Here is a 12,811-nt window from a genome sequence, read left to right on the forward strand (position 1 = left end):
GCGGGCCCCCCCCCCCCCCCCCCCCCCCGCCGCCCCCCCCCCCCCCGCCCCCCCCCCCCCCCCCCCCCCCCCCCCCCCCCCCCCCCCCCCCCCCCCCCCCCCCCGCCGGCCGCCGCCCCCCCCCCCCCCCCCCCCCCCCCCCCCCCGCAAGGAGACGCCGATGACAGACCCACATGTCGCAAGCCACGAGCAGGAGGTAACCGGCCGACCGTCGACCGGCTTGCTGTCGCGGATCAATGCCGTCGTTGCCCGCCTCGGCATGTATCTGTCCGTGACCGGCCTGCTCATCATCGTCACCATCGTGTTCTACCAGGTGTTCGGACGTTACGTGCTCAATTCCAGCCCGACCTGGACGGAGAACCTTGCGCTGGTCCTGATCCTGTATGTCACGCTGATCGGCGCCGCCGTCGGCGTTCGCGACGCTGGACACATCGGCATGGACAGTTTGCTGGTGATGCTTCCGGATCATCTGCGAGAGAAGATCGAGCTCGTGATCCACGTTCTGGTGGCCGTGTTCGGCATTGCGATGGCCTACAACGGCTGGATCCTCGGAGCGTCGGTCGGAACCGTGAAGATCCCCAATCTCGGGCTCCCCGAGGTCATCCGCTACGTCCCGCTGATCGCCTCCGGCGTCCTGATCGTCTCCTTTTCAATCGAGCACATCATTGCGCTCCTGCGCGGCGAAGAGGTCGTCCCCTCATGGAACTGATCATTCTGGGCGCGACCTTCTTCGGCTTCCTGATCCTCGGCGTACCCGTCGCCTTCGCGATCGGTCTCTCCGCGATCTGCACCATCCTCTACGAAGGCCTGCCGGTCGCAGTCATCTTCCAGCAGATGATGTCGGGGATGAACATCTTCTCCTTCCTCGCCATTCCGTTCTTCGTCTTCAGCGGTGAGCTGATGCTGCATGGCGGGGTCGCCGACAAGATCGTGCAGCTCGCCAAAAATCTCGTTGGGCACATCCGCGGCGGGCTCGGCATGTCGAACGTGGTCGCCTGCACGCTGTTCGGCGGCGTCTCCGGCTCGCCCGTGGCCGACGTGTCGGCGATGGGCGCGGTGATGATCCCGATGATGAAAAAGGAAGGGTTCGATACCGACTACGCCGTCAACGTCACCACCCATGCCTCCCTGGTGGGGGCGCTCATGCCGACCAGCCACAACATGATCATCTATGCGCTCGCCGCGGGCGGCAAGGTCTCGATCGGCGCGCTGATCGCCGCCGGACTTCTGCCGGCGATCGTGCTGATGGTGTGCATGCTGGTCGCCGCCTACGCGGTCGCGGTGAAGCGCGGCTATCCGGCCGGCAAGTTCCCGGGCTGGGCCGAGGTTTTCCGCTCGTTCGCGGCCGCGCTGCCCGGTCTGCTGATCGTCGGCATCATCCTGGCGGGCATCCTGTCCGGTGTCTTCACCGCAACTGAGTCCGCTGCCGTCGCGGTCACCTACACGATCCTGCTGACGTTCTTCATCTACCGCACGATGACCTTGCCGAACTTCCTGCGGGCTGCCGCCAAGGCCGTGAAGACGACAGGCGTGGTGCTGCTGCTGATCGGCGTCTCCACCATGTTCCAGTATTTGATGGGACTCTACGAGGTGGCCGACTTCGCCGGCGACTTGATGAGCAAGGTGTCCTCGCAGCCCTGGGTCATCTTCCTGCTCATCAACGTCATCCTGTTCGTGCTCGGCACCTTCATGGACATGGCGGCGACCATCCTGATCTGCACCCCGATCTTCCTGCCGATCGCGATGAAGGCCGGTATGGACCCAGTGCAGTTCGGCATGCTGATGCTGATCAACTGCGCGCTGGGGCTGAACACCCCGCCGGTCGGAACGACGCAATTCGTCGGCTGCGCTATCGGCGGCATCTCGGTTGGCGCGGTGATGCGCACCATCCTGCCGTTCTATGCCGCCCTGATCGCAGCTCTGATGTTCGTGACCTACGTCCCCGCGTTCTCGCTGTGGCTGCCCCGCCTGCTGATGGGCTACAAGGGATAGCAGCAACAGGGAGAATCCGTTCGTGACTGACTATCGCAAGCTCTTCGATCTCACCGGCAAGACCGCCGTGGTGCTCGGCGCCGCCTCGGGCATCGGCAAATCGTCGGCCGAGGCGCTGGCCGGGCTCGGCGCCCGCGTCGTTTGCGCAGATCGTGCGCTTGACGCCGCCGAGGCGACGGCAGCCGGAATTCGCGACAAGGGCGGCTGGGCGGAAGCAGCTAGCTGCGACGCCGCGAGTGCTGCGGACGTCAATGCGCTCGCCAAGATCGTCATGCAGAAATTCTCGCGGCTCGACATCGCCGTGACGACGCCCGGGCTCAACATCCGCAAGACCATCCTCGACTACACCGAGGAGGATCTCGACCGCGTCCTCAACCTCAACATCAAGGGCACCGTCTGGTTCTTCCAGGCCTTCGGCCGCATCATGGTCGAGCAGAAAGGCGGCAGCATCATCGCCTGCTCCTCGGTGCGCGCGGTGACCATCGAGCCCGGTCTTGGCGTCTATGGCTCGACCAAGGCGGCGATCGGCCTGCTGGTGAAGGGTTTTGCTTCAGAGGTCGGCCACGCTGGCGTCCGCGTCAACGCGATCGCGCCGAGCATTGCCGAGACCGCGCTGACCGGCCCGTTCAAGCAGCGGCCCGACATCTACAATCTCTACGCCGGCCACACCGTGTTCAACCGCTGGAGCAGCGCCGACGAGGTCGCGACGGCGGTCGCCTACCTCGCTTCGGATGCCGCGAGCTATGTCAGCGGCAGCACGCTGTTCGTCGATGGCGGCTGGACCGCGGTCGACGGGCCGCCGACCGGTCTCACCCAGCTGCACAAATAAGGCGGCCGTCGGCACCTAGCCGGTAAAGCCCATGCTCCGGCGCAGCTCCTTCCGGTCTGCGCCGGTCAGCAGTGCGATCAGCGCGGCCGCCTCCTTCGGGTGTGCGGCCCGCGCCGTGACGCCGGCCGTGTACATCGTCACCAGTTCGCAGCCCGGCGGCAGCGACCCCGACAGCGCGATGCCGTCGGTCGCGATGATCTCGGTCGCCTGGGTGCATCCGATCGGCCGGGTTGCGGTGGATGCAGCAAGCTCGCGCATCGCGGTCGCGCCGTTCGGAAAGATCTTGAGACGCGATGCGACCTCATAAGCGATCCCAAGCTGATCCAGCACTTTTGCGACATGCTGTCCCGCGGTCGAGGCTTTGGTGTCCGGAACGTAGATGGCATCCGCGGATCGCAGCACCTCGCGGAGATCGGCTTCAGTCTTCACCGTGACTTTCGGATCGCGGTTGCGGACCGCCAGCGCGGTCTCGACCCGGCCGATATCTGCGATCGAGGAGGGGACGACGAGCTTCTCCGCGGCGAGCTTCGCAAGGAGCGCCTGCGTCAGGATCACGAGATCCGCCGGGGTGCTGGCGCGCAGCTTGTCGGCCATGATGCCGACCGCGCCGAACTCGCCGTCGATACTGAGGCCGGTCTGCACCTTGAAGGGCTCGTTGAGGCCGCGCACCAGGCCTTGCGCCGCGCCGCCGCTCAAAATGGTCACTGTCGTCACGATGCAAGCTCCATGGCTGCGATGATCCTGTCGCGCGTGATCGGCAGGTCGCGTACGCGCACGCCGAGGCAATCGTAGACCGCATTGGCGATCGCCGCCGCCACGGGACCGTGCGCGGCCTCACCGGCGCCGACCGGCTCGATCTCCGGCCGCTGGATGATTTCGACATCCACCGCCGGCACCTCGCTGAAGGTCAGGATCGGATAGTCCGTCCAGGATGTCGACGTGATGTGCGTGCGATCGAAGCGCACGCGCTCCCTCAGCACCCAGCTCGTGGCCTGGATCGCACCGCCCTCGATCTGGTTGATGACGCCGTCCGGATTGATGGCCTCGCCGACGTCGACCGCAAGTGTCAACCGCCGGACGCGAATGTCGTCGGTGCCTTCGATCTCGGCGATCGCGGCGCAATAGGCGCCCGTGTTCTTGTAGCGAGCGAAGCCGACGCCGTGGCCGATGCCAGACTGTTTTTGCGGTTTCCACTGCGCGCGCCGTGCCGCGGCGCGAATGACGTCGCTGGCGCGCTCGTCGCGGAGATGACGCAGGCGGAACGCGATCGGGTCCTCGCCGCGCAGGACCGCGATCTCGTCGAGTATGGATTCGATCGCGAACACATTGCCTTGCCCGCCCAGGGTCCGCAGTGCCGACGTGCGCACCGGCATCGTCAGCAGCCGGTGGCTCGTGATGGTCCAGGCCGGAAGGTCGTAGAGTGGAACGGAGTTGCGGTCGCCGCCCCCGCCATTGGCGGCCGGTGGATTCGTCGAGATCATGCGCGGGTAGGGGGTCGCGATCTCGGTCGCCGCAAGCAGCGCCGGCTGTGCCGCGCGTCCCGGCCGGGCGGCGTGACCGTTGCTCCAGATCGCATGGCGCCAGCCGACGATCTCGCTGTTCGCATCGAGGTCGGCCTCGATCTCGATGGCCATCGCTGCGCCAAACGGCGCATGAGACATCTCGTCATGGCGCGACCACTGCACCCGCACCGGGCGGCCGCCGGCGGCTTTCGCCAGCAACACGGCATCGAGCGCGACGTCGTCGGCCGCATTGTGCCCGTAGCAGCCGGCCCCCTCCATATGCTCGACGACGATGTTCTCGGCCGGCAGCTCGAGCACGATCGCAAGATCGGCGCGCAGCAGATAGACGCCCTGGCTGTGTGTCCAGACATGGACACGCTCGCCGTCCCATTGCGCCATGGCGCAGGACGGCGCGATCGAGGCGTGTGCGATGTAGGGACGGGTGTATTGCCGGCGGAGGGTGCGCGCAGCTTTCTTCGTCGTTGACGCTGCTCTGGTGTCGATGACGGTGGTTTCGACCGGCTGGCTCTTCAGAAAGCTCGCGAGATCGTCTTCGTCGGGCAACGGCTCGCCGGCCGACCAGGTTGCGCCCTTGCGCAAGGCTTTCAGTGCGGCTTCCGCCGAAGCCTCGCTATCGGCAACCACGCCGGCAAAGCCGCCGTCGCGGACGATCGCGACGAGGCCGGGAACGACGCGCGCCGCCGTCTCGTCGAGCGCGATCAGCCTGGCACCCGAGATGTCAGGCCGCAGCACGCGGCCGTGCACCAGGTCCGGCAATGCACAATCGTGAATGAAGCGCGGTCGCGCAAACACCTTGTCGGGAATGTCGACCCGCTGGACCGAATGTCCGGCGACATCGCGTGTGGCAGCGGGCTTCGCGACGGCGCCCGCGGTGGCGTCGCGGTCGAGCGAGACGTCGCCAGCCAGCTCCCAATAGCTGGTCCTGACGTTGCCGGGACCCGAGATCGTGCCGTCATCGACATCGAGCAGCGCCGCATCGACGCCGAGACGCTCCGATGCGGCTGCGAGGAAGCGCTGGCGCACCTCGGCGCAGACGTGTCGCAGCGCGCGGCCGGACTGCTGGACCGAAAGACTGCCCGAGGTGACACCCTCGTTCGGGCTGGCCGCCGTCGAGGCGCGGATCAGCTCGATCCTGCCGATATCGACGTCGAGCTCGTCTGCGGCGATCTGCGCCAGCGCCGTGACGATGCCCTGGCCGATCTCGACCTTGCCGGGCGAGATTGCGACACCGCCTTCGCCGCTAAACCGCACCCAGGACGACAGCTTTGGATTGGCCGCGAGGCTAACCGGCAGTTTCGGGACGGGGGAGGGCATACTCATGACGTCGCCGTCTCCGCTGCCGCGCGCAGCACGGCGCGGACCATGCGATTGTGCGATCCGCAGCGGCACAGATTGCGATCGAGCGCGGCTCTGACCTCGGTCTCCGTCGGCGAGGGGTTGCGCTTCAGCAGCGCTGCCGCGCTGATGAGGATTCCCGATACGCAGTAACCGCATTGCATCGCCTGCTCGGAGACGAAGGCGCGTTGCAGCGGATGCGGCTGCTCGGCCGTGCCGAGGCCCTCCACCGTGACGACGTCCTTGTCCGCCACCGACCACATCGGCATGTCGCAGGAGGCCATCGCGCGGTCGCCGACCATGACGTGACAGGCCCCGCACTCACCGGCCCCGCAGCCGAAATGCGGACCGGTGACGCCGAGCCGGCCGCGCAGCACATCGAGCAGCGTCTGGTCGGGATCGGCATCCACGGCTATGGCCGCGCCGTTGAGCTGAAATTGAATGGTCGGCATGATCGCTCTACGGCCTCAGGACTTGTCGAACTTCTTGACGACATCGGCCCATTTCTCGATATCGCCGCGAAGGAATTTTTCGAATTCCTCCGGCGTCATGGACATGGGTACGGCACCCTGCTCGGTCCAGAGCTTTACGATGTCCGGTCGCTTCACCATTGCGTTCACGGCGGCATTGAGCTTGTCGATGATAGGCTTCGGCGTGCCGGCCGGGGCCATTAGGCCAAGCCAGATCGTCGCCTCATAGCCTGCTACGCCGGCTTCGCCAGCGGTCGGCACGTTCGGCAGCACGGCCGAGCGCTCCTTGCCGGTGATCGCGAGCGCGCGGACCTGGTTCTCGCCAATATTCGGCGCCATCGCCGGCACGGCGTCGATCATCATCTGCACCTGTCCACCGATCACGCCGCTGCGCGCCTCGCCGCTGTTGCGGTAGGGCACGTGGACCACATCGATGCCGGCCATCGCTTTGAACAGCTCGCCGGCCATGTGATAGGGTGTGCCCTGGCCGGAGGAGGCGTAGTTCAGCTTGCCCGGCTGCGATTTGGCGAGCGCGATGAACTCCTGCAGCGTCTTCGCCGCAACCTGCGGGTTCACCACGATGACGAGGTCGGAGTAGTTCACCGGCGCGATCGGCGCGAGGTCGCGCATCAGCTCGTATTTGCGCTTGTCCGGCGTCAATAGGGATTCATTCGCGGTCTGGGTGTTGGACATCATCAGCAGCGTGTAGCCGTCGGCCGGCGACTTCGCCGCTTCGACCGTGCCGATGACGCCGCCCGCGCCGGTGCGGTTCTCGACCACGAAGGGCTGGCCAAAGCTCTCCTGGAGCACGTTGCCGATCAGCCGGGCCGCGACGTCCGCCGGCCCGCCGGCGCCGAAGGGGACAACGATCCGGACCGCGTGGTTGGGATAATCTTGCGCTAGGGAGGGGGCCGCGGAGAATGCGGCGAGGAGCCCGGCCGCCAGCGCCAGCATGAATCGTCGGGCCATCACGGCTACCTCCCTGATATCGTTCTTGTTGGCCGGCACTGTAGCGGCAGGGGATGCGGACTGTCGACGCCTCACAAAGCCGATTGTGCCGGGAATATCGCGCTGTTTTCGGTGTGGTGGCGCCTCATTTCGCAGTCGCGGCAGGAACCGTTGGCGCGTGCGATTTGAGCAAATCGCATGGGCATTGCCGGATAAATGCCCTCGGCTGGCAGGTCATTTGGTGTTACCAATTTGGACATGAACCAGCACGCCAAGATCGAAATCCGCCATTCGACCTGTCCGCACGACTGCCCCTCGGCCTGCGCGCTCGATATCGAGGTGGTCGAAGGCCGCAGCATTGGCCGCGTCCGAGGTTCGAAAAAGCAGACCTACACGGCTGGCGTCGTCTGCGCCAAGGTCGCCCGCTACGCCGAGCGCATCCATCACCCCGAGCGGCTGATGTATCCGATGCGCCGCACCGGGCCGAAGGGCTCCGGGCAGTTCGCGCGGATCTCCTGGGACGAGGCGCTGGACGAGATCGCGGATCGCTTCAACAAGGCCGAGCGCGAGTACGGCGCGGAATCGATCTGGCCTTATTACTACGCCGGCACGATGGGGCTGGTGATGCGCGACGGCCTCAATCGCCTCACGCATGTGAAGAAATATTCGCGCTTCTATCAGACCATCTGCGCCAATGTCGGGCGCATCGGGTTCGCGATCGGCACCGGCAAGATTGCCGGCGTCGATCCGCGCGAGATGGCGCTCTCCGACCTCGTCGTGATCTGGGGCACCAACCCGGTCAACACGCAGGTCAATGTGATGACGCACGCCGCGCGTGCGCGCAAGGAGCGCGGCGCCAAGATCGCGGCGGTCGACATCTACGACAACGAGACAATGAAGCAGGCTGACATCAAGATCATCCTGCGGCCCGGCACCGACGGCGCCTTCGCGTGCGGCGTGATGCATGTCCTGTTCCGCGATGGTTACGCCGACCGTGCCTATTTGGACAAGTACACGGATTGCCCCGCCGAGCTCGAGGCGCATCTGAAGACGCGCACGCCGGAGTGGGCGTCCGCGATCTCGGGCGTGCCGGTGTCCGAGATCGAGGCCTTTGCGAAACTGGTCGGCGAGACCAAGCGGACCTTCTTCCGGCTCGGCTACGGATTCACCCGCTCGCGCAACGGCGCTACGCAGATGCATGCCGCGAACTGCATTCCCGCGGTGACCGGCGCCTGGCAATATGAAGGCGGTGGCGCCTTCTTCAACAATTACGCGCTGTGGCACTTCAATGAATCCCTCATCGAGGGCCACGACGCGATCGACAAGGCCACGCGCGCGCTCGACCAGTCGCAGATCGGCCGCATCCTCACCGGCGATGCCGAGGCCTTGCTCGGCAAGGGGCCGATCAAGGCGATGCTGATTCAGAACACCAATCCGATGACGGTGGCACCGGAGCAGGCGCTGGTGCGTCAGGGGTTTGCGCGCGAGGATCTGTTCGTGGCGGTGCACGAGCAGTTCATGACCGAGACGGCCGAGATGGCCGACATCGTGCTGCCGGCGACCATGTTCATGGAGCATGACGATCTCTATTACGGCGGCGGCCACCAGCACATCTCGGTCGGGCCGAAGCTGATCGACCCGCCCGGCGAATGCCGCTCCAACCATCAGGTCATGCAGGCGCTGGCGCCGCGGCTTGGCGCGAAGCATCCGGGCTTCGAGATGACGCCGCGCGAATTGATCGACGCGACGCTGAAGCTCAGCAACCACGGCGATATCGCTGGTCTCGAAGCCGACATCTGGCGCGACCTGCAACCGGACTTCCGGACCTCGCATTATCTCGACGGCTTTGCTCATGCCGACAAGAAATTCCATTTCAAGGCCGATTGGGCGCATCCGCCGTTCGGCCAGACGATGGGCGATTTCGACAAGATGCCGTCGTTGCCGGACCATTGGGCGGTGATCGAGCATACTGATCAGGCCCATCCGTTCCGGCTTGCCACCAGCCCCTCGCGCAGCTTCCTCAACACCACCTTCAACGAGACGCCGTCCTCGCAGGCGCGCGAGGGTAAAGCCAGCGTGATGATTCATCCGCTGGATGCGGCTGCGCTCGATATCGCCGACGGCGACGCCGTGACGCTCGGCAATACCCGCGGCGAGACCACGCTGCTCGCAACGCTGTTCGACGGCGTGCGGCGCGGCGTGCTGATCGCGGAATCCGTTCACCCGAACAAGAATCATATCGGCGGCCGCGGCATCAACGTGCTGACTGGAGCCGATACGATCGCGCCGATCGGGGGAGCTGCATTCCACGACAACAAGGTCTGGATCAGGAAAACGGTCTCGGCCTGAGCGCACGCTTCGCTCGCCCGCCAATTTGTGTCGAGGCGCTAAAGCAAGACCTCGTCGCAGATTGCCCTTGCGCCTGCCGCCCGAGCTGCCGCAAATGGCTGCAAACGGGAGCAAGGAAGCGAGGGTACCATGACCGACACCACAGCAATCATCACCGAAAAGCGTGGGCAGGCGTTCTGGATCACCATCAACCGGCCGGAGAAACGCAACGCGCTGAACGGCGAGGTCATCGCCGGCATCACCAAAGGGTATCGCGACGCGCATGACGACAAGGACGTCCGCGTCATCGTGCTGACGGGGGCAGGCGACAAGGCGTTCTGCGCCGGTGCCGACTTGCAGAATTCCGGCGCAGCTTTCGCGATGGACCATTCCAAGCCGAATGTCGACTACGCCGATCTGCTGCGCCTGTCGCAGAACGCGACGAAGCCGGCGATTGCGCGCGTGGGCGGCGTCTGCATGGCCGGCGGCATGGGCCTGTTGTGCATGACCGACATGGCGATTGCCGCCGATCACGTCATCTTCGGCCTGCCCGAGGTGAAGGTCGGCGTGTTCCCGATGCAGGTGCTGAGCCTGCTGCAGGAGATCGCGCCGCGACGCCTCGTCAACGAATGGGCGCTCACCGGCGAGCCGTTCGACGCAAAGGCCGCGAAGGATGCGGGCCTGCTCAACTACGTCGTGCCGACGGCCGAGCTCGATGCCAAAGTTGATTGGCTGATCGGCCGCATCATCGACAAGTCCCCGACCGCGATCCGCCGCGGCAAATACGCCATGCGCGCCATCGCCTCGATGTCGTTCGACGAGAGCATCGCCTACACCGAAAGCCAGATCGCGCTGCTCGCAATGACGGAGGACGCGAAGGAAGGCCTGAAGGCGTTCAGCGAGAAGCGTCGGCCGTTGTGGACAGGAAAATAGGTGATCATTTCAGCACATGCGTTAGATGCTGCGGTCGCCCGATGCGGCCTCATTCCGAGGGACGATTGGCGTTTTGTCGAACAAGGAGTGACCTTGTCCGCTCCTCGCGACGCTTCTTTGTGGCCCTAATTAATTGCTTGCCGGTGCGTTTGGCGTAGGTGGGCAGTTGGCGGCTTGATCTATGACGGCCGGCGGCGCGCAATTCTGCATCCGTGAGATCGCTGTCGGCGCCTTCGGTGAACCCTCCGTGCCGGAAGGAAGTAAAGGAAAGTTCCTGACGAAGGCCCGATTCTGCGATTATCTTCCTGACCACACTACGCAGATAGCGCAGGTCCTTGCGTGGGGTAATCCATGGTAGCGGGATTACCGACCGACGATGCGCATGGTCACGTCGGAATACCAGGCCCGGGAGCGAGGTCTTCTTAATCTCGTCAAGCTCGTCCATAAGTTCAGGAAAGAGAGGGGCGCCCGTTTCGTCTGACAGCGGCCACCAGGCCTCCTCTCCATTTTTTGGATGCACGATCCTGACGCTATTTGGCCGCTCGCTAGGGCGATAGTGCGAAATGTCGAAGGCGCCGAACACGTGCTGCTCTCGTTGCAACCACTCCCATGACAACAAAGCAGCAGTTCCGATCGAGCGATAGTCGAGCCTTGTCGCGGCAGCTCTAAATGCGACGAGTTCATCCCAAGTTGCGGTCGGTGTGGGCCGTATCGGCCGTCCGGGCGCACGTGATCTTAATCCCATCCGTGAAAATGGATTGCTCGCCGGTACCATCTTTTCTTGGGCGCGCTGGCCAACGAACCACGCGCGCCGGCAGGACGCCATGGCCAGATTTGCATAACGACGACGCTCGCGGACGACTACCTCTCCATTGCTACCCACTTTCGTTACCATTAGTAACTTTCCATAAACTGCGTCGACGAAGGCCTTCGTGAAATCGGACAATTGCTTGGACCCAACGCGACTTCCATCTCTCAACTCATGATTGGCGAAGAGCGCGAGGCTTTTGCTGTACTGACGCTGAGTGCTGCTGTCGATTTCGTTCCACTTCTGGTGAGCTTGGAAGACGCCGACTAGCCAGTCGAAGGTGCCGGGTTCGGGAGAGGCAAGCACTACGTCACTGAGGCCTTGCGAGCGCCAACTATCGAAAGCGGGCAAGAGGACCTTCTCCACACGCTCGACTGCAGCCGTGAAATCGGTTCCTAAGGCTTCAGGTCCCAAATCGCAGCCTTGTCGACGAGCCCAGGTTGGCGGTGCAAAATAGTAAGCCTCCTGATTGGTCGCCAACAGCTTTCGTCGACAATATCGAGGAAGTCTTGGTGCTGTATCGAGCGATATCATACTAGGCATAAGAGATCTTCCGGTTCGCTGGCATCTCTTGTTCCAATAGGTGCCGCAAAGTGGTCCAGGGTCGCTTTCGACCAGACCGGCTGCCGCAGCCGCCCTTTTCCGCGACAGCAGACCGGCGGCGGTGCGTCTCCTCGGTGGATCGCGCGCGCGAGATCGCGTGTATCTTCAAAGTCCAGGTAGGCGGCTGCCATGTCCGCTCTCATCATCGCGGGCCACGTTCCAGCAGGTGGGTAGCGAGCGGGCAGCGCAGCGCGTGGCGGAGATTGACGTTCTGATCTCACTGATGCGTGACCGCTTAGGTGCAACAAGAGCTGAATTTGCAGAAGGACGACGTCCAGTCTCAAAGGTCTAGATTGCCTTCGGCTTGTGGTCGGTAGAGCTAGAGCCGGACTGGATCATGGAAAACTCTTACGCTGACGCAGTTTTCGTCTCTACTGCGCAGCGCGGTTTGGCGGCGATCGGCCGATTTTGCGCGCGAAAAGGCGGCCTTGGCGCGCCGCTCTCGAGCAGACTAAGTTGAGATCCCTTTGCGCGAGATGGCTTAGTTTCTTCGTGCGTGTCGTCGGTGGGACCGCTAGCAGGCAGTCAACTGCTTGAACTGCATCATCAATGGCCTTTCCGACTAGGTCGCCGGTGAACCTGCATTAAGTATATCGGGACAGCTTTTGATGTCGGAATTTGGAGGTGCGCGCTGCATCAGAACGATTCTTGCCAAAGTAGGTCCAATTCGACCGCTGCTCGGCTGGTCACTTTCGACCGCGCTGAACGGTCCTGAGCATCTTACTGCAAAGCGAGGCCGGAATGGCTGCAGGCACTAGTGGCCTTTGGTTACGCACTTGGGGTGGATGGACGACTCAAGGCCGAATTTGCAACCGAGACGGCGCCAGGGCAGGCAGAGAGGATATAAAGAAGCGATTCCCATGCTTCAGATCAGGATCTATGACGAGCAGGCGCAAGCGCGCGAGAAAATCTAGATCATCTGGTTCGAATCTGAGGGGATTCTTCCGCTTGCGCGCGTGCGGCTCCGCCGCATCGGGCTCTCGTGTTGGGGTGGACGGCCCCCTTCCGCCGGTCTGCGTGGCAGGATGGGGTCGTCGATGAC

Annotated in this window: 10 protein-coding genes; 5 read left to right on the top strand and 5 right to left on the bottom strand. The window is 64.2% G+C overall.

Going from position 1 to position 12,811, the window contains the following annotated elements; all coding sequences use genetic code 11:
• Nucleotides 1-160 precede the first annotated feature (160 nt).
• The 3 genes from AC0L3X_RS35010 to AC0L3X_RS35020 are packed head-to-tail and all read left to right on the top strand — an operon-like array spanning nucleotide 161 to nucleotide 2,821.
• Nucleotides 161-709: a TRAP transporter small permease gene (locus AC0L3X_RS35010; protein WP_354130613.1), complete on the top strand. Its 549-nt coding sequence runs from the start codon at nucleotides 161-163 to the stop codon at nucleotides 707-709.
• Nucleotides 700-1,992: a TRAP transporter large permease gene (locus AC0L3X_RS35015; protein ID WP_028149682.1), complete on the top strand. Its 1,293-nt coding sequence runs from the start codon at nucleotides 700-702 to the stop codon at nucleotides 1,990-1,992. The genes AC0L3X_RS35010 and AC0L3X_RS35015 overlap by 10 nt, the downstream gene beginning before the upstream one ends.
• A 22-nt stretch (nucleotides 1,993-2,014) precedes the next feature.
• Entirely contained in the window at nucleotides 2,015-2,821 is an 807-nt protein-coding gene (locus AC0L3X_RS35020) for an SDR family NAD(P)-dependent oxidoreductase (protein ID WP_247303232.1), read from the top strand.
• A 15-nt stretch (nucleotides 2,822-2,836) separates the two neighbouring features.
• Here the strand turns inward: AC0L3X_RS35020 and AC0L3X_RS35025 are convergent, their stop codons facing one another.
• Genes AC0L3X_RS35025 through AC0L3X_RS35040 form a run of 4 tightly spaced genes read right to left on the bottom strand, consistent with a single transcriptional unit; the run spans nucleotide 2,837 to nucleotide 7,118 of the window.
• Entirely contained in the window at nucleotides 2,837-3,535 is a 699-nt protein-coding gene (locus AC0L3X_RS35025; RefSeq protein WP_473317158.1) for a molybdate ABC transporter substrate-binding protein, read from the bottom strand.
• Nucleotides 3,532-5,658: a xanthine dehydrogenase family protein molybdopterin-binding subunit gene (locus tag AC0L3X_RS35030; protein WP_473317163.1), complete on the bottom strand. Its 2,127-nt coding sequence runs from the start codon at nucleotides 5,656-5,658 to the stop codon at nucleotides 3,532-3,534. Before AC0L3X_RS35030 ends, AC0L3X_RS35025 begins: the two co-directional genes overlap by 4 nt.
• Nucleotides 5,659-5,660: 2 nt before the next feature.
• Nucleotides 5,661-6,131: a (2Fe-2S)-binding protein gene (locus AC0L3X_RS35035; protein ID WP_063982107.1), complete on the bottom strand. Its 471-nt coding sequence runs from the start codon at nucleotides 6,129-6,131 to the stop codon at nucleotides 5,661-5,663.
• Nucleotides 6,132-6,146: 15 nt separating this feature from the next.
• The gene (locus AC0L3X_RS35040) at nucleotides 6,147-7,118 is read right to left on the bottom strand and encodes a tripartite tricarboxylate transporter substrate binding protein (protein WP_473317159.1); all 972 of its coding nucleotides are present in this window, start codon (nucleotides 7,116-7,118) and stop codon (nucleotides 6,147-6,149) included.
• A gap of 237 nt (nucleotides 7,119-7,355) precedes the next feature.
• On the opposite strand from AC0L3X_RS35040, the gene AC0L3X_RS35045 reads away from it, so the two are divergent.
• Nucleotides 7,356-9,446 (top strand): molybdopterin oxidoreductase family protein, encoded by a 2,091-nt coding sequence (locus AC0L3X_RS35045; RefSeq protein ID WP_473317160.1) that lies wholly within the window; start codon nucleotides 7,356-7,358, stop codon nucleotides 9,444-9,446.
• A gap of 129 nt (nucleotides 9,447-9,575) precedes the next feature.
• The gene (locus AC0L3X_RS35050) at nucleotides 9,576-10,358 is read left to right on the top strand and encodes an enoyl-CoA hydratase/isomerase family protein (protein ID WP_473317161.1); all 783 of its coding nucleotides are present in this window, start codon (nucleotides 9,576-9,578) and stop codon (nucleotides 10,356-10,358) included.
• A 49-nt stretch (nucleotides 10,359-10,407) separates the two neighbouring features.
• On the opposite strand, the gene AC0L3X_RS35055 is transcribed toward AC0L3X_RS35050, so the two are convergent.
• On the bottom strand, nucleotides 10,408-11,646 hold the full coding sequence (locus AC0L3X_RS35055) for a hypothetical protein (protein WP_473317162.1): 1,239 nt from the start codon (nucleotides 11,644-11,646) through the stop codon (nucleotides 10,408-10,410).
• Nucleotides 11,647-12,811: the final 1,165 nt, after the last annotated feature.

This window comes from Bradyrhizobium sp. MI1.7, from assembly GCF_055811795.1.